Source organism: Trichocoleus desertorum AS-A10, assembly GCF_039962155.1.
In the GTDB taxonomy this organism is placed as follows: domain Bacteria; phylum Cyanobacteriota; class Cyanobacteriia; order FACHB-46; family FACHB-46; genus Trichocoleus.
Genome location: NZ_JAMPKN010000003.1, coordinates 127,252 through 143,918, shown reverse-complemented (window position 1 = coordinate 143,918; position 16,667 = coordinate 127,252). Strand labels below are relative to the sequence as shown.

Below are 16,667 nucleotides of genomic sequence, written 5' to 3'. Positions count from 1 at the left end.
GATGGCAAACGAGCTAGGATTACCAAGTTGCGATCGCGGCAGGCGAATTATGCGGAAGCGGCAATGGATTTGGGTATCGCTCTTTTTACTAACGGTGCTGATAGGGCTAGTGGCAGGCCAAAACTGGCATGGGCGATCGCCTGCTTATCTAGCTGTGAATCACTTTCGCAAGGATACAGCCCTATCTGAGCAGTTGTCCCAATTTTCACCGTCAGCGCCCGACTCTAGCGCCGCTCCTTCAATTTCCCAGGTTAATGCTCCTACGGTCGATTCCAAGCGGCTGTTTGCCCATGTGCAGGCTTTGGCCTTTGAGCGGCACAGTGAGAGCGATCGCCTGCAAGCGAGAGAATATATTCTGAAAGCTTTGGAGCAAGCAGGCTGGCAACCTTACCTACAGGTGTTTAGTAGTGGGGTGAATGTGGTGGCTGAGCGAGCAGGGACTGACCCGCAAGCAGGCAGCATTCTCGTGGCCGCTCACTTTGATACGGTGGTGGGGTCTCCTGGAGCTGATGATAATGCGACCGGAGTCGCAACCACGCTGGAGGTAGCTCAGTTACTCGGCTCGCGATCGACTCCCCGCACCTTAAGAATTACTTTTTTTGACCAAGAAGAGCGGGGTTTGCTCGGTAGCTTTGCCTTTACCTCCGATGCCAACCTGCTACAAGATCTGCAAGGCGTGATTATCCCGGAAATGTTGGGATATGCCTGCTACGAACCAGGATGTCAAAAGTATCCAGTTGGTTTACCTTTCCAACCGAAGACGAGCCAAGGAGATTTTTTAGCAGCGGTTGGCGATCAAGAACATCTACCACTCCTAGAAGCTTTCCATCAGCCTGCAAAACCTGGACAACCCGCGGTGATTACTTTGCCGATTCCACTGCGAGGTTTGTTGACTCCAGACTTGCTCCGCAGCGATCACGCTCCGTTTTGGCAAAAAGGGATTGGTGCAGTAGTAATTACAGATACAGCAAATTTCCGCACGCCTCACTACCATCAGCCCAGTGATACCCCAGACAAGATTGACCAGAAATTTTTTGCGGGGTCTGCTCAGGTTGTGGTTAATGCAGTGAGTGCCCTGCTGGAAGGACGTCATAGCTTAGCAACCTCAAGCAACTCGTAGCCCTACACAATCTCTGTTACAACGGCGACAGTGATCTGGCCTTTGAAGATCTGCCTTCTGCGAGATGTGAGGGGTATTTTCTCCTGCCAAGGTTAAGTCTAAAGCTACGCCAAGGACTCTATGAAAGCATTACTGCTCTATCCTCGGTTTCCTCAGTCTTTTTGGTCGTACGATCGCTTTATGGAAATAGCTGGACTCAAAGCGGCTATTCCTCCCTTAGGAATTATTACAGTTGCAGCGCTTTTACCTCAAGATTGGGATATTCGGTTTTACGATCGCAACGTCAAAGTTGAAACCGAGGCGGACTGGGAATGGTGTGACATAGTTATTCTCTCCGCCATGCTGGTGCAAAAACCAGACTTCCACGCCCTGATTCAAAAAGCAGTGCAATTGGGCAAGAAAGTAGCTGTGGGCGGACCTTACCCTACATCAGTGCCACAAGATGCCCTAGACTCCGGAGCGCATTATCTGATTCTGGATGAAGGAGAGATGACGGTGCCGCAGTTTTTGACGGCGATCGCTCAAGGCGAATCTCAAGGTATCTTTCGCTCTCTCGAAAAACCGGATGTTAGCTTAAGCCCTCCGCCCCGCTTTGATTTGCTGCAACTAGATGCCTATTTCATGATGGCGATCCAGTTTTCGCGGGGTTGCCCCTTTAATTGCGAGTTTTGTGACATCATCACGCTCTACGGGCGAAAGCCCCGCACCAAAGAACCGCAGCAAGCCTTAGCTGAATTGCAAGCGCTGTACGACCTAGGTTGGCGAGGCTCGCTCTTTATTGTGGATGATAACTTTATTGGCAATCAGCGCAACGTCAAACGCTTTTTACGAGAGTTGATTCCCTGGATGCAGGAACACAACTATCCTTTCACCTTTATGACTGAAGCGTCCGTCAATCTGGCAGAAGATGACGAGCTGCTACAGATGATGGGGGAAGCAGGTTTCTACGCAGTCTTCCTCGGCATTGAAACGCCGGATCAAGACAGTCTCCAGGTAACGCGCAAGATGCAGAATACTCGTAACCCGCTGATCGAGGCTTGCCGCAAAATCAATGACGCAGGGATGCTGATCTACGCTGGCTTTATTCTGGGTTTTGACGGAGAGCGCACAGGTGCAGGAGAGCGAATTCAAGCCTTTGTAGAACAAACCAATATCCCTCAACCCATGCTTGGGATTCTACAAGCTCTGCCTAATACGGCTTTATGGAATCGGCTGCAACAAGAGCAACGATTGGTTGCAGGTACGGGCGTAACGGATGTCGGCGACCAGAATACTTTAATGAATTTCGTTCCCACTCGACCAATCGCGGAGATTGCCAAAGAGTATGTAGAGGGTTTTTGGACCTTGTATGAACCGACTAACTACTTGAGGCGGTCTTTTCAGCAATGCCTCAACATTACGCCTCCCTCAGGCCGCAAGCAGATGATGCAGTTTACGCCAGGTAGAGGATTAAGGCTGGTAAGTCAGTTAATCTGGCACCAAGGAATACGACGACCTGAAATTCGCGGGCAGTTTTGGCGACAGTTATGGGCGATCGCGCGAAACAAGCCCCAAACTCTGGCAATGTATCTGGGCTTATGCGCCGCTGGGGAGCATTTTTGGGAATATCGGGCTTTAGCGAGACAACGCATTACTGAGCAGTTGGGCTACGATCCCACGATCACCCCTGTGGTACCGGAAGCCCAACCTACTTTGGTCAGGCTATGATGCGTTTGCTAAAAGCGTTCCCTTAGGCATGAACGCTGCCATCGGGCATGCGGGTGCTAGCCAATCCTACGCCTTTTAGAGTTGTACCTGCGATCGCGGCTCCCCGTAAGTCTGCTGCTTCTAGATAGGCTCCATCTAGGTCGGCCCCCTCTAGTTGGGCTTCCTGTAAATCTGCACCACTCAGGTCTGCTCCCCTAAGATCGGCTCCCCGGAGGTCTGTCTTACTTAAGTTAGCGCCCTTCAAGTCAGCTCCTCCCAGCTTGACTCCCCGCAGGTCAGCACCGCTTAAATTGGCTTTGGTTAAATCGGCTCCGCTGAGGTCAGCCCCAACCATTTCGGCGCTAATCAGGCAGACCTCGATCATTTCTGCATCGGCCAAGCAAGCCTGATTCAGTTTTGCTTGCTCTAAGTGGGCATTGGTCAAATCCACGCCTCGTAAGTCTGCGCCAACCAAGTGCGCTCCCGTTAAATGTGCCCCAACCAACTTGGCATTTGTTAAGCACACATGCACTAGGTTAACTCTGCTAAAGTTGCGTTCTCCTGCTGCATATTGTTGCAAAAATTCTTGAGTATCCATCTTGTTTATCCCCAGTTTTTATTATTAGATTGAATGCTGATTGAACCTAAGCCATAGCGCTTAATTCAACGAAAATTTCCTGCTCAAGCTAATACGAACAATCTGCATTTAACTAGAGCCACAGTTTTATTGATTTTTAAGCAATTCCTCAAATGCCAAGTGCTTCAGCACCTGAATATCTCGGTTTCAGAAAGTCTATTTTAATCTCTACAACACCGCAAGATAGACGGCTTACATTGAATCCATGCTGTAGAAAATCCCTAGATCAGATTGTGTAGAAATTCAGATTTAGAGATGCTGATAGAGTTAATTAGATAGTAAAAAATAGTCTTCACTACCTTCACCCTAGCATGGAATATTGAATTAAGCTTTTAGGATTTTCAGTAACTCTTCTCCTAGAACAGCTCCCGCTTAGGTTAAGACTATGACTCAAAAACCGACAGTCGATCGCCAACGCGAACACCAAGCCAATGAGCGGACTTTTCTGGCTTGGCTGCGAACCTCGATCGCGCTGATTGGCTTTGGCTTTGCGATCGCTCGTTTCGGGCTATTTTTGCAGCAACTGCAAATCACTTTGACGCAACAGAGCGCGCGAGTACATCCGTTTTTGAACTCGTCAAACTTAGGATTGAGTTTGGTGATTCTGGGAATTGCCACCATCTTGATCGCGGGTTGGCACTACAACCAGGTGTTTTGGCAAATCGAGCGAGGAGATTATCGTCCCAGTCGATGGCTTGTTTGGGTGATGACGATTGCTGTGGCTGTTTTAGGGTCGCTTAGCATTCCTTTGGTTCTGTGGAGAAATTTCAATACGCCTGTTCCTCCCCACAACAGCGATCGCCCGAATCTCACTAAACCTATAGAATGAGCGGAAGGGAACAACTGCTAGGGACTGATGGCTCGCACTCCTACGCTCTCATTTGATCGGGGTACATTGATTCTGCATCCACCACCGAAAGGTAAAGCGTGGATTGAGTTTGCCACCTGGGACGACCGGGTAGAACGCTTCCGAATTCCAGCGATTCACTACCGCGAATTGGTGGAAGCGCTGCAATCCGACGGCACCGCTTTTGAAGACCAAGCGCGGATTTTTGCGCCATTGCCTTTGGTGGCGAGTGTGGAGATGCAACCCTATCCTCACCAAAGCGAGGCGCTAGCGGCCTGGATAGAAGCAGGACGACAAGGCGTGGTAGTTCTGCCCACGGCGGCAGGGAAGACGTACTTAGCGCAAATGGCGATGCAAGCCACACCTCGTCACACGCTGATTGTGGTGCCCACTTTAGATTTGATGCATCAGTGGTACGCCCACCTGATGGCTGCCTTCCCAGATGTAGAGATTGGTTTGTTGGGTGGAGGCTCCCGCGATCGCACCCCCATCCTCGTTTCTACTTACGACAGCGCCGCGATCAACGCAGAATCCTTGGGCAACCAATATGCGCTGCTAATTTTTGATGAATGCCATCACTTACCCAGTGACTTCAACCGGGTGATTGCTGAGTTTGCGATCGCCCCTTACCGTTTGGGACTCACGGCTACTCCAGAACGCACCGATGGTAGACATACCGACTTAGAAACTCTAGTAGGGCCAGAAGTCTACCGCCGCACGCCTGAGGAACTCTCTGGAACGGCACTGGCGAATCATGAAGTGGTGCAGATTAAGGTGAAACTCTCGGCCCAAGAGCGCGATCGCTACGATGAGTTGATCAAAACTCGCAATCAGTTTTTGCAGGATGTAAATATCCGCCTGGGGAGTATGCAGGGGTGGCAGCGGTTTGTGCAGGCGAGTGCCCGATCGCAGGCAGGACGCAGAGCCATGTTAGCCCACCGCGAGTCGAAGGAGATCGCCTTAGGCACAGAAGGAAAGCTCCGAGTCTTAGCCGATCTGTTATCGCAGCACTATCCAGAGCGTATCCTCATCTTCACTAACGACAATGCCACGGTTTATCGGATCTCGCAAAATTTCTTGATTCCAGCGTTGACCCACCAAACCCCAGTCAAAGAACGCCACGAGATTCTAGACCGCTTTCGCAACGGCACTTACAAAACTCTGGTGACATCTCACGTACTCAACGAAGGGGTTGATGTACCAGAAGCCAGTGTCGCCGTGATTCTCTCTGGTACTGGTTCACAACGAGAATTTATTCAGCGATTGGGTCGCGTGCTCCGTAGAAGCAAAGAAGGCGAGAAATTAGCCATGCTGTATGAAGTGGTGGCAGAGCAGACCAGCGAAGAAAATATCTCCGATCGCCGTCGTTCCACTACTACCCCGACTACTGCCAAATTCAAGCCCAAACCTGCACAGCAACCCCGACAATTAGAAATTGTCCCCTCAAATCCTACCTCTAGCCCCTACGAGATAAGCGCCCATGTTACCCACCGAGCTGCTGATTCACCGATACAGTGGGGAGGAGATCATCCCGAAACGCCTGAAGCTTGAGGCGACAAATGTAGCGATCGCCACTGAGCTGATCTCGTTGTTTCGAGATGTTGTGGGGCAGACGCAGGGAGAACTGAATCGGCAACTGCAAGAACTCGAAGGAGACACCCCTGACTACCGCATGAAGCGGGGTTTGGCGCATTTGCTCAAGAGTGCTATGTGTACGTTTGAGATCATCAGCCCTCTAGAGCCGCAGCAGTTGCGAGAACGAGTCTTTGCCTTTGCTGCGAATACGCTGCCCAGCCCCCAAGCGACTCCTCAAACATTGGATCGGTTGGCAGATTCGTTGAGCAAAGAACTAGAGCGAGAAGTCTTCCCAGACCAAATCCGCGCTGGCTTGTATGCCGACTTAGCAGAGAACCGCATCCTCACCCAATTTGAAGAACCTACGCCCGAAGCGTTGCTGCATCGCTACAACTTGTCACAAGTGCAGGGCGTATTCTACAAAGCCAGCCACATTATCTTGAATGTGCATCGCAACGATCCGGGTGAATACAAGCTGCTGTTCCGTTACCTGAAGCTGTTTCAACTGATGACCTACATTGAAGGTGACGCGGATCATGGCTTTACGATCACGATTGATGGGCCTGCTAGCTTGTTCAAAGTCAGTACCCGCTACGGCTTGGATATCGCTAAACTGATTCCGGCGATGCTGCATGTGACGAAGTGGAACCTAAAAGCCACTTTGCAAACCCGCGATTTTTACACGAATGAACCCAAATTGCGCCACTTCAGCCTCAAAGACGATTGTGGTTTGGTGACTCACTACCCTCCTGGCAAGCCCTACGACAGCATGTTGGAAGCTTCCTTTGCCGATCGCTGGGATTCTCTGAAATCTGAGTGGCAATTGGAACGAGAAGTCGATTTAATCCCGATTCCGGGCAGTGTCATGATCCCCGACTTTCGCCTTGTACATCCCGACGGTCGGACGTTTCTGCTCGAAATTGTGGGTTACTGGCGACCGGAATATCTCCGCAAGAAATTTTCCCAGGTGCGCCAATCGGGTTGCGACAACTTAATTTTGGCCATTTCCGAGCGCTTAAACCTGGAAAAAGCAGGCGTAAAGGTACAAGATACTCCTGCAAAAATTATTTGGTTTAAGGATAAATTGGCTCCAAAAGCCGTGTTGGCGGCGATCGCTGACTCAAACTAAACCAAAGCGATCGCTAATCGAGGCTGATGAGTAAATTTGCTGAAACATAAAACCAATTGCCTCGTCAACTTGGGTATCGGGGTCATCAACTAAGTTGACCCGACTGAACGACGCAATCTCTAGCACGTTCGTTAAGCCGAATCTGAAAACTCCGGCGAGAGGTTTGAATTCAAAAGCTCTACCGGGTTTAAGCGATCGGCAATTTGTAGAGTTGGCATAGTCAGGAGGGATGTAAGAGATGCACCGCTTACTCAGCGCCATTTCTTTAGTGGTATTGCTACAAGGCTTGCAATTGGTAGTGCAAGCGCAATCTGTACCTGAGACACCACCCTTGGGTGAACCTGTAGAAGTGATCGCCCCTGTCGCTGATCCGATCGCAGCGGTAGTTGCGGCTGGCTTGATGACAAAAGATAGTAACGGGGATTTTCGTGAAACTGATTTGCTCAGTCGCGCCGAGCTGGCTTCTATCTTAGTCAAAACGTTTCAGTTGAATCAGCGAGCGGCGGCTAAGCAAGGTGAGCCAGTGCCTGTAGATGATGTATCGCCTAACTACTGGGGCTATAAAGACATCCAAACGGTGCTAAAAACAAAGACCATGACAGGCTATCGCGGTCGTTTGTTCTATCCCAACCAGAAAATAACTAGAGCCGAAGCCCTGGCAATTTTTGCTCAAGCCTATGGCGTGTACCAGTTCCCAGATGCAACCGTAGAGGCGATTTTGGCTCGCTATCCTGACTCCCAAAACATTCCTGCGTGGGCACGTAAGGCCATGGCAACGGCGCTGAATGAAGGCTTTGTCAATGTGGAAAGGAACCGCATTAGTCCGCTCCAGCCAATCACGCGAGGTGACTTGGCTTATGCCTTGAGCCAATATTTAGCGCGGCAAACGAGACCTGATTCTACGCCTGCTCAGGAAACTCCAACACCTCAATAATCAAGTCGCGCTTAGGCTGAATAGAGCTGCCGCAGCTTTTTCAGAATCCGCTCAATCTTGCTAACTCCAAGTAGGGTGGTAATCGAAGAGCCACTTGAATTGTAAATCTCCCAACCAAGTCGGAGTCAGCTGATAAATCCAGTTACGCATGAAGCAACCTACTGCGGAGTCAGTCTGCCCCAGTTGGCTGACTTGTCGCGAGGAGGTAAATACCTGAGCAACACGGTGGCTGCGGCTAGCTTCAAATTCTCGTAATAAGGATACTATCTGGGTGCGATCGCCTGCTTGCTTTAACTGCTTAGCCAGCTCGAAAGCATCTTCGATGGCCATACAACCTCCTTGGCCTAAGCTAGGCTGTACGGGATGGGCAGCATCGCCGATTAAAGTCACTCGGCCTTTTCCCCACTGCTGACCCAACGGTTCGCGATCGAAAATATCATCCCGATAAATTGGATACTCACCCAGACTATTCACAATCGCAGGGACTGGCTCAGCATAGTTGGAAGCCAGCGATCGCAACATGGGCAAAGCACCGCCTTGGCTAGCGTCCTCACCCCCCATTGCGGTGTTTTGGAAGGCATAGAACGAAAAGCGCCCGCCGCCAACATCGAAGTAGCCGAAGCGATTGCCTTTACCCCAAAATTCCAACCAACTGTATTCTGGGTCCAACGGCAGCCCAGCACCAGAAAAATAACCTCGCCAGCAAGTGGTGCCGCTATAAATTGGTGGTGTCAAACGCTCACAATTCTCTAGACTAGCTCTTACCCTGGAATACAGCCCGTCTGCCCCCACCAGGATATCTCCTTCGATGCTGCCATCTTGAAAGGAGACTCGCACGCGATCGCCCAAGTCTTCAAATTTCTCAAAAGCGACTCCTGTATGTACCTTATCTGGAGGGAGAGCTTGATAGAGAATCTGCTGAAGCTCTGGTCGTAATAAACAAATCCCTAAATTCTCTTCTTGAATAAACTCTGGAGCATTGAGGTATAAAGGGCGACCCTTCTGATTAAAAAATCCTCCTTTGCGGATTTTGCCACCCTTCTCATAAAGAGCGTTGTAAAGCTTACCTGCCCATAACAGTTGGTAGATGCGGATGGCATTGCGCTGAATAAAGATACCGCCTGGCCCAGAGAGCATGGCATCCAGCGATCGCTTTTCATATAGTTCAACATCAATTCCGACATCTAGAAAAGCCCGGGCCAGCGTGAGGCCACCGATACCACCGCCGATGACAATTGCTTTTTTGATAGAAGGTTGAGTCGGAATATGGTTTTGTTGCATAGCTACATGCACGGAGGAAACTTAAGCTACAAAAATGACAATGGCAATTTACTCACTGTAACTGATGCTGATTGCTAGCAGGCTATTACGATGAGCAAGGTGAGAAATGAGAGGTAAGCCAGTTTGACTGACCAAATGAACAATCATGCTTGTCGCCATGCGCCTGCAACTGCTCGCAACCGAGAGCCGATTTTGCAAGTGTTGCAGCGAGTGTTACCTGACACAGGCACAGTCTTGGAACTAGCCAGTGGCACTGGAGAACATGCCATCTTCTTGGCACCACGCCTCCAACCAAGAATTTGGCAGGCCAGCGACCCCAATCCTGAAATGGTGGCAAGCATTGCCGCGTGGCAACAAGAATGGCCGTCCAAGCAGCTGCGATCGCCCTTACAATTAGATGCCCGTGACCCTGTTTGGCCTGTTGAGATAGCCAGCGATGGCAACGATCTGCCTGAGCCACCCATTAGCGCGATCGTCTGCATTAATATGATTCATATTGCGCCTTGGTCAGCTTGTCTAGGACTAATGGCTGGCGCAGGACGCATACTTCCGGCGGGGGGCATTCTGTATCTCTATGGCCCTTATCAGCAAAGTGGACAGCACACGGCTCCCAGCAATGAGTTTTTCGATGAGACGCTGCGATCGCAAAATCCGGAGTGGGGTGTGCGGCACTTAGAAGATGTCGTCGCAGCAGCCAACGCTCAAAATCTGACTCTATTGGAGACGGTACCGATGCCTGCCAACAATCTCTCTGTGATCTTTCAGCATCTTTAGCAACGAGTTTTGTTGATGATCCTCTAGGAGCAGTGGTGGGTTTCTGGCTGTGCCTACCTCTACTATGGAACTAATCAGGCTTGATGAGGATAGATTTAGGGATGACTACGACTTATGTTTTCCTGGCAGGTGCAAGTCGGGGTGTAGGCCGAGAAATCGCTCGTTGTTTAGTCGAACAAGGCATCCAAGTGAAGGCCCTGTTGCGCTCTGAGGCAGCTCGCTCAGAACTAGAAGCAATGGGCATTACAGTGGTGCTGGGCGATGCTTTAAGCGCCGCTGAAGTAGAGCAGGCAATGCAGGGAACCCCAATTCAGGCTGTGATCAGCACCATTGGTGGCTTGCCTAAGGATGGAGAAAGAGCCGACTATCTAGGCAACAAAAACCTAATAGATGCAGCCGTGAAAGTAGGAGCCGCAAAATTTATTTTGGTATCCTCTATTGGCAGTGGCGAGAGTATTGTCGCTCTTTCCCCACAGGCATTAGAGACGTTACGGCCTGTGTTGATTGAGAAGGAGAAAGCAGAGCAACATCTGATTGCTAGTGGCTTGAACTACACGATTGTCCGACCGGGTGGCTTAAAGTCTGAACCTGCAACCGGAAATGCAGTGCTGACAGAAGATCCGAAGGTATCCGGCATGATTCATCGGGCTGATGTAGCACACCTGGTTTGTCAGTGTCTCCAATCCGATCGCGCCAATCACAAAATTCTCTCTGCCATTGATCGCCAGATGTTGTTTGTCCCGGTTGAGTTTGCCGAATTTGCGCTGCCTTAAGTTCAGGCATCCAAGGCTAGCGATCGCTTGATCGCTTATTTTGGCTCCTGGCTAATGGGAATCTCGATCACAAATTCTGCACCGTGGCCAATTTCAGAAACACAGTGTAGAGAGCCGCCATGCTTTTCTTTCACGATCTGATAGCTGATTGACATGCCTAGACCTGTGCCTTTGCCGACAGGCTTTGTCGTGAAGAAGGGGTCAAATAAGCGTTGTTGAACCACTGGCGATAGTCCAGGTCCATTATCAGCAATCCTGATTCGGACTCGATCAGCACTGGCTCTCTCTGTGTAAATACAAATTCGACTTGGATTCTGAACTGCGTCTCGCAAGGAGCGCTGTTGATTCTGTGACTCCAGAGCATCAATGGCATTGGTGAGGATATTCATAAATACTTGATTGAGCTGCCCTGCATAGCACTCGACCAAGGGGATATCACCATAATTCTTGACCAATTCAATGGCAAGGTGGCCATCTCCAGCTTTGAAGCGATTCTGCAAAATCATCAGCGTACTGTCAATACCTTCATGGAGGTTAACCGCTTTCATCCCCGCCTCATCCATGTGAGAGAAGTGACGCAGAGAGACGACAATCTGCCGGATGCGCTCGGCTCCTATTTTCATTGAAGAGAGCAGTTTAGGCAGATCTTCCACTAAGAAATCAAGATCGATGGCCGCTGCTTCCGCCTCCACAGCTGCGATCGGATGGGGATAATGTTGTTGATAAAGCTGGAGTAGCCCTAAGAGGTCTTGTGTATACTCGTTCGCGTGTTTCAGGTTGCCATAGATGAAGTTGACGGGATTGTTGATCTCGTGAGCCACCCCAGCGACAAGCTGCCCTAAGCTAGACATTTTTTCGCTTTGAATAATTTGGGTTTGGGTTTGTTGGAGTTCCCAGAGCGTTGATTCTAGTTGTTGGGCTTTTTCTCGTAGTTGGGTTTCAGATTGGCGCAAGGCAGTTTCTGTTTGCTTACGTTTAATGCCCAGTGCAACTTCTTGAGCCACAAAGGCCAAAGCATCTAGAGTAGAAGTGCTGAGGGGCTGGCGAGCAAACAAAGCTATTACACCTAACAACTGATCTTCCACCATGAGGGGGTAGCCAGCAAAAGCCACCATACCCTCTCGCAGCGCCCAGGCTTTATCGCCAACCCGAGGATCGTCCAGCACCGTATTGGTTAAGTGTGGCTCGCGTTCGGCAGCAATCAGGCCAATCTTGAACTGGCCGACTGGGACACGGGCATGAGCACCATCAAGATGGGTGTAGAGACCAGAGCTAGCTTGCAGCTCTAAAATGTTCTCTTCTGGGTTGAGGAGCCAGATCCGGGCAAAGGCAGCATCTAAATGCCCCACCACCGCATTGGTGCATTGATGGAGCATTTCCTGGAGGTCATCACTGCGAGTCAGGGAAGCATCAACCTCGGATCGGAAGGCAGCCAGTCGCACTTGATCCACTAGCGCTTGCTCTGCCTGCTTGCGAGCGCTAATGTCTCGTGCTACCCACAACACAGATTGTTCGGTCAAGGCGACCAGCGTGGCATCAAACCAAATCAGTTGATCCTCAACAGGTAAACTGTACTCAACCTTGACAGCGGTTTGTGTCGTTAGAGCTTGCTGAATGTGGTGTAAGAAAAAGTCTGCTGCTGCTTGAGGCAGTACCTCATGCATGGTCTTGCCCACCAAATCAGTTGAAGGACGGTATAGGAGGGGAGTGCAACTCGGTGCAATTTTTAAGTAACGGCCTTCAGCACTAATCACTAAAATCACATCTTGCATCGCCCCAAATAGAGTCATTAACTCTGCTTGAGACATGCTTAATGCGACTTCTGCCTCAGAGCGTTTGTCTTCAACACCCTTTTCAGCAGTAAGTTTACGGGCTGTGAGGTCTTGAGTAACTTGAGAAATCCCTTGGAGTTGTCCATTGATATCAAATAGTGCGGTTAGAACCACACTGGCCCAATATCGAGAGCCGTCTTTACGAACCTGCCACCTCTCCTCAGCAACACGACCTTGAGCGATCGCAGTTGCCAGAACTTGGCTAGGTTGACCTTGCTCCATATCCTCAGCCGGAAAAAAGCAAGAGAAATGCTGCCCAATCACTTCCTCTGACTGATAGCCTTCTAAGTTTTGAACCCCTGCATTCCAACTGCAAACATATCCGTCAGGGTCGAGAATCATGGTTTCGCCATTTTGCACAGGCCCTAGAGAGCGGGTGAAGCCTAACTGATGAGGCTGGCAAGAAGTCGCTGCTAGTGGATGGTGCATAGGGGCTGCTTGAGAAGCTAATTTTGGGCAGCATCAGCTTCCTAAACTTTTGAGGTTGCCTTAAGGTTGCCAAAAATTTGGGCAGAAAGTACTGACACTAGACCTAAGACTTCCCAATCTAGTCATGATTTTTCTAAGACTGTTTACGGAATCTGCATCAGCTAATTAGCGCGGCTTTATTCGTAATATTGCTGAGTTCAACCCAGTTTCACCCCAAGCTAAAACCAGGGGGTTGGGTGAAAAGCCTAGTTGGAATTAAACCGTTTGACCCAATCCTGCTGAATCGCAAAGTCTAAGGCCAAACGAGCGATCGCAAACAGGCAGATACTTTCGATCGCCAGCACCCCAAACGGCCAAAGTGTCCCTTGGAGGTTGAACCCCACATCCACCTGCGCCAACCCACGCACTAAGCCAAAAGCTAATACTACACCCGACTTGAGGTGCGGATTTTGGTCTTCGCGGATCACATAGCGGTAGGTGACCCCGAACAGAAACCCCGCCAAAATGGCGATCGCACCACTAATGAGCAAATTGGCTTCGATACTGGCGATTTGTAGGCTGGCGAGGCTAGCAAACTGGGTAGCCAAAACTTGACTGTTGACAAGCGCGATCGCGGCAAAGGCCACGCAGACAGACAAAGCGGCTAAGGTTCCTGCTTTGAGCGATTCAATGCGTTCTGCTAAATTCAGCTCGAAAGACCCGTTTACCATGCGCAATTTTGCTCAATCCTGTCAAGGCGCGATTGTATCAGGTTGGGCCACCCGATCGCTAAATTTGCAATTAATTGTCAGGGTTGAGCTGAGCTAGTGACGGACAAAATGGAGGCATTGATTGCTCAAGTTTTGAATTATCATAAGGGTCGGAGTAGTTTCATAGGCTTGTCTTTAACAATATGGATATTCTGACGCTGGGCTGGGTTTCTCTCCTCGCTGTCTTTACCTTTTCGATCTCGATGGTGGTTTGGGGCCGTAACGGGTTTTAACTCCTTCCCCGTCCCCTCTCTCTAGGGAGAGGGGTACCATAGGCGGGGTGGGGTTAAGCCTCAATCAACAAACTTAGAGTTATTGGCTTCACGCATCTAAGTATTCTTCAAAGGCAAATCTTTTTCGTTCTTGATTGTTTTCATTCAAAAGTTATTGTGGAAGCTACTGTTGCTAACATCCTCGTTATTGCTGCGCTCGGACTGTTGATCACTGTTACTGGTGGCGTTGCCTATTTGACCGCTGTGGATTGGCGCGATCGCCGTCGGCGGGAGCAGGAGCAGCGAGAGCAAGTCCCAGGCCGGGTTCGCCGGGAACAAGAGCAACAAGAAAAATCCCGCGGTCGCAATCGGCGTGGCAAAGAGCAGCGGGAAAAGACCCCAGGCCGTCGAGCCAAAAAATCTGAATGATTCAGGCGAGCCAGGAATAAAACTAACTTTAATCAGTAATTGCAGCACTTAAAGATCGCTCAGTATCTCTGAAGAGTGCTTCAGATTGATTTGTGCGAACTAAGAGAAACCAGGAATTTTTCTAGCATCTACCTGGCATCTACAGATTTGTGATCTGCGGTTTGCTGTCTTGTGATCTACGTGACGACAAGCCAAGTTTTGCTGTGATACGGTGATGAGAATTGGTAGCGTCGTGGCTGTAATTTGTAGCTTTTTACACAAAAGTTACAAAGCGATCGCGGTTAACCAGCGATTTTCGGGAAATTTAAAGTAATTCTTTTTTGTAGAGCTATCCCTATGAGTATTTTCTTATCTTTGGCAATGCTTGTGGTGATATTAATATTGAGCGAATCTCCTGGTGGTGCGCTGGCGATGGGGCTGGGTTTGTTTACAGCAGCGATCGCAATTCGGCATGTAGCGTCCCATTAATCTCCCATTAATTGAAGACTAGAATTGCTGGCGTCTGCCTCTGCCAACTCCTGCGCCTGTCTCCTACTTTATAGGGATGTATAATCCTCGCCCAAAGGGATGCTTAGAAGTAGGAATGATAGGGCAGGAGCGCTGGTATGGAAGCGTTACATCGAGTTGCTAAAAAAGTTTCTGACACGATCTGGGAGATTCCAGTTTCTTATAAAGAAGGGATGCGGGTGCCTGCCCGAATCTATGCAACTGAGAAACTAATCAAAGACATAGACGAAGGCGTAATTGACCAGATCACCAACGTCGCCACATTACCAGGCATCACCAAATACGCCCTCTGTATGCCCGATGGCCACTTCGGGTACGGCTTCCCGATTGGAGGTGTGGCCGCAATGGATGTCGAGCAGGGTGGGGTGATTTCTCCCGGTGGCATTGGCTTCGATATCAATTGCGGGATGCGTCTGGTCGTCACGAATCTCACCTATAAAGAAGTTAAGCCGCACATCAAGCAATTGGTAGACAAGCTGTATAAAAGCGTGCCTGCGGGTGTGGGCAGCAAAGGGTTTGTCAAACTGTCTCGCAACGATTTTCGGCAAGTGCTAAAGCAAGGAGCGCGTTGGTGTGTAGACAATGGCTACGGTTGGGAAGCTGACCTAGAACTGATGGAAGAAAATGGTTGCCTCGCCGGAGCCAATCCGGACAAAGTGAGTGAAAAGGCGATCGATCGCGGCTTTAACCAAATCGGGACGTTGGGTTCTGGCAACCACTACTTAGAAATTCAAGTTGCTAAAAAAGAAAACATTTACGACCGAGAGCTAGCGCGAGCCTTTGGCATTACCATCCCCGACCAAGTGGTGATCATGTTCCACTGCGGTAGTCGAGGTTTTGGCCATCAAGTCGCCACTGATTATCTACAAGTATTTCTAAAAGTGATGGAGAGCAAGTACGGCATTAAGGTGCTGGACCGAGAACTCGCTTGCGCTCCTTTTGATTCCCCTGAAGGCCAAGCTTACTTCGCGGCCATGCAGTGTGGCATCAACATGTCCTTCGCCAATCGCCAAGTGATTTTGCATCGCATCCGGGAAGTTTTCTCTGAGGTGTTTGGCCGCTCCGCCGAAGACCTGGGTCTAGAGATGGTCTATGATGTCGCCCACAACACCGCCAAGCTAGAACAACATATTGTAGATGGTCAAGCGCGATCGCTCTTGGTTCACCGTAAAGGAGCCACTCGTGCCTTTGGACCTGATATGAGCGATGTCCCAGAAGCCTACAAAGTGTACGGTCAACCTGTGATTATTGGCGGCAGTATGGAAACGGGTTCCTACTTACTAGTGGGGGTACCAACTGGTGACCAAACTTTTTTCAGTACCGCTCATGGCAGTGGCCGCAAAATGAGCCGAACTAAAGCCCGCAAAACCTGGAATGGTGATGTGCTGCAAAAGGAGATGCTGTCTAAAGGCATTTATGTCCGTAGCACTTCTGCATCCGGTTTAGCTGAAGAAGCAGGCGGTGCTTATAAAAATGTAGATGATGTGATCGAAGCCGCTGAGCTAGCAGGAATCAGCAAACGGGTGGCGCGCCTGACCCCCATCGGCAACATCAAAGGTTGATGGCACCTAACCCCCAGCCCCCTTCCTTGTAAGAAAGGAGGAGCCAGATTCATAGCCCCTCTCCTACAGGAGAGGGGTTTGGGGAGAGGTTTGCAAGGGCCGCGATCGCCCAGCCACTAAACCATCACCCGCGAGTTCTCCCTGCCCCTTTACTTCCTTCGAGCCAGCCGTTTAACTAGTAGTCAAGGTTT

17 protein-coding genes are annotated in these 16,667 nt (G+C 50.0%); 12 read left to right on the top strand and 5 right to left on the bottom strand.

The features are described from left to right. Nucleotide 1 precedes the first annotated feature (1 nt). Nucleotides 2–1,120, top strand: coding sequence for a M28 family peptidase (locus NDA01_RS07500; protein WP_348227449.1), 1,119 nt, complete (start codon nt 2–4; stop codon nt 1,118–1,120). Nucleotides 1,121–1,240: 120 nt separating this feature from the next. Beyond that, entirely contained in the window at nt 1,241–2,827 is a 1,587-nt protein-coding gene (locus NDA01_RS07495; protein ID WP_190436801.1) for a B12-binding domain-containing radical SAM protein, read from the top strand. A gap of 22 nt (nt 2,828–2,849) precedes the next feature. On the opposite strand, the gene NDA01_RS07490 is transcribed toward NDA01_RS07495, so the two are convergent. Further along, nucleotides 2,850–3,404: a pentapeptide repeat-containing protein gene (locus NDA01_RS07490; RefSeq protein WP_348227448.1), complete on the bottom strand. Its 555-nt coding sequence runs from the start codon at nt 3,402–3,404 to the stop codon at nt 2,850–2,852. A gap of 424 nt (nt 3,405–3,828) precedes the next feature. Here NDA01_RS07490 and NDA01_RS07485 point away from each other — a divergent pair, with 424 nt between their 5' ends. From NDA01_RS07485 to NDA01_RS07475, 3 genes are read left to right on the top strand one after another with little or no spacing between them, the layout of a single operon-like run. Beyond that, on the top strand, nt 3,829–4,272 hold the full coding sequence (locus tag NDA01_RS07485; protein ID WP_190436795.1) for a YidH family protein: 444 nt from the start codon (nt 3,829–3,831) through the stop codon (nt 4,270–4,272). Between the two features lie 27 nt (nt 4,273–4,299). After that, entirely contained in the window at nt 4,300–5,841 is a 1,542-nt protein-coding gene (locus tag NDA01_RS07480) for a DEAD/DEAH box helicase (RefSeq protein ID WP_348227447.1), read from the top strand. Beyond that, on the top strand, nt 5,771–6,994 hold the full coding sequence (locus tag NDA01_RS07475; protein ID WP_348227446.1) for a DUF790 family protein: 1,224 nt from the start codon (nt 5,771–5,773) through the stop codon (nt 6,992–6,994). Before NDA01_RS07480 ends, NDA01_RS07475 begins: the two co-directional genes overlap by 71 nt. Here the strand turns inward: NDA01_RS07475 and NDA01_RS07470 are convergent. Continuing rightward, nucleotides 6,986–7,120 (bottom strand): hypothetical protein, encoded by a 135-nt coding sequence (locus NDA01_RS07470; protein WP_348227445.1) that lies wholly within the window; start codon nt 7,118–7,120, stop codon nt 6,986–6,988. The genes NDA01_RS07475 and NDA01_RS07470 overlap by 9 nt on opposite strands. Nucleotides 7,121–7,232: 112 nt before the next feature. Between NDA01_RS07470 and NDA01_RS07465 the strand changes: the two genes are divergently transcribed. Further along, the gene (locus tag NDA01_RS07465; protein WP_348227444.1) at nt 7,233–7,928 is read left to right on the top strand and encodes an S-layer homology domain-containing protein; all 696 of its coding nucleotides are present in this window, start codon (nt 7,233–7,235) and stop codon (nt 7,926–7,928) included. A gap of 60 nt (nt 7,929–7,988) precedes the next feature. Here the strand turns inward: NDA01_RS07465 and NDA01_RS07460 are convergent, their stop codons facing one another. Continuing rightward, nucleotides 7,989–9,209, bottom strand: a complete 1,221-nt coding sequence (locus NDA01_RS07460) for an FAD-dependent monooxygenase (RefSeq protein WP_348227443.1) — start codon at nt 9,207–9,209, stop codon at nt 7,989–7,991. A gap of 123 nt (nt 9,210–9,332) precedes the next feature. Here NDA01_RS07460 and NDA01_RS07455 point away from each other — a divergent pair, with 123 nt between their 5' ends. Together NDA01_RS07455 and NDA01_RS07450 are read left to right on the top strand one after the other, a co-directional pair. Then, complete coding sequence (locus NDA01_RS07455) at nt 9,333–9,983, top strand: DUF938 domain-containing protein (RefSeq protein ID WP_431193341.1); 651 nt, start codon at nt 9,333–9,335, stop codon at nt 9,981–9,983. Between the two features lie 101 nt (nt 9,984–10,084). Beyond that, nucleotides 10,085–10,756 carry an SDR family oxidoreductase gene (locus NDA01_RS07450; RefSeq protein WP_348227442.1) on the top strand — a complete coding sequence of 224 codons (672 nt, stop codon included), beginning with the start codon at nt 10,085–10,087 and terminating at the stop codon, nt 10,754–10,756. Between the two features lie 35 nt (nt 10,757–10,791). Here NDA01_RS07450 and NDA01_RS07445 read toward each other — a convergent pair whose 3' ends face one another. Next, nucleotides 10,792–13,017: a PAS domain-containing sensor histidine kinase gene (locus NDA01_RS07445; RefSeq protein WP_348227441.1), complete on the bottom strand. Its 2,226-nt coding sequence runs from the start codon at nt 13,015–13,017 to the stop codon at nt 10,792–10,794. 245 nt (nt 13,018–13,262) lie between these two features. Continuing rightward, the gene (locus NDA01_RS07440; RefSeq protein ID WP_190436773.1) at nt 13,263–13,727 is read right to left on the bottom strand and encodes a hypothetical protein; all 465 of its coding nucleotides are present in this window, start codon (nt 13,725–13,727) and stop codon (nt 13,263–13,265) included. A gap of 182 nt (nt 13,728–13,909) precedes the next feature. On the opposite strand from NDA01_RS07440, the gene petN reads away from it, so the two are divergent. The 4 genes from petN (at nt 13,910) to NDA01_RS07420 (ending at nt 16,476) form a co-directional block, all read left to right on the top strand. Then, nucleotides 13,910–13,999, top strand: coding sequence for a cytochrome b6-f complex subunit PetN (gene petN, locus NDA01_RS07435; protein ID WP_190436771.1), 90 nt, complete (start codon nt 13,910–13,912; stop codon nt 13,997–13,999). Nucleotides 14,000–14,155: 156 nt separating this feature from the next. Further along, the gene (locus NDA01_RS07430; protein ID WP_190437040.1) at nt 14,156–14,407 is read left to right on the top strand and encodes a hypothetical protein; all 252 of its coding nucleotides are present in this window, start codon (nt 14,156–14,158) and stop codon (nt 14,405–14,407) included. Nucleotides 14,408–14,743: 336 nt separating this feature from the next. Beyond that, nucleotides 14,744–14,875, top strand: coding sequence for a hypothetical protein (locus tag NDA01_RS07425; protein ID WP_255524968.1), 132 nt, complete (start codon nt 14,744–14,746; stop codon nt 14,873–14,875). A gap of 137 nt (nt 14,876–15,012) precedes the next feature. After that, entirely contained in the window at nt 15,013–16,476 is a 1,464-nt protein-coding gene (locus tag NDA01_RS07420) for an RtcB family protein (protein ID WP_348227440.1), read from the top strand. Nucleotides 16,477–16,667 lie beyond the last annotated feature (191 nt).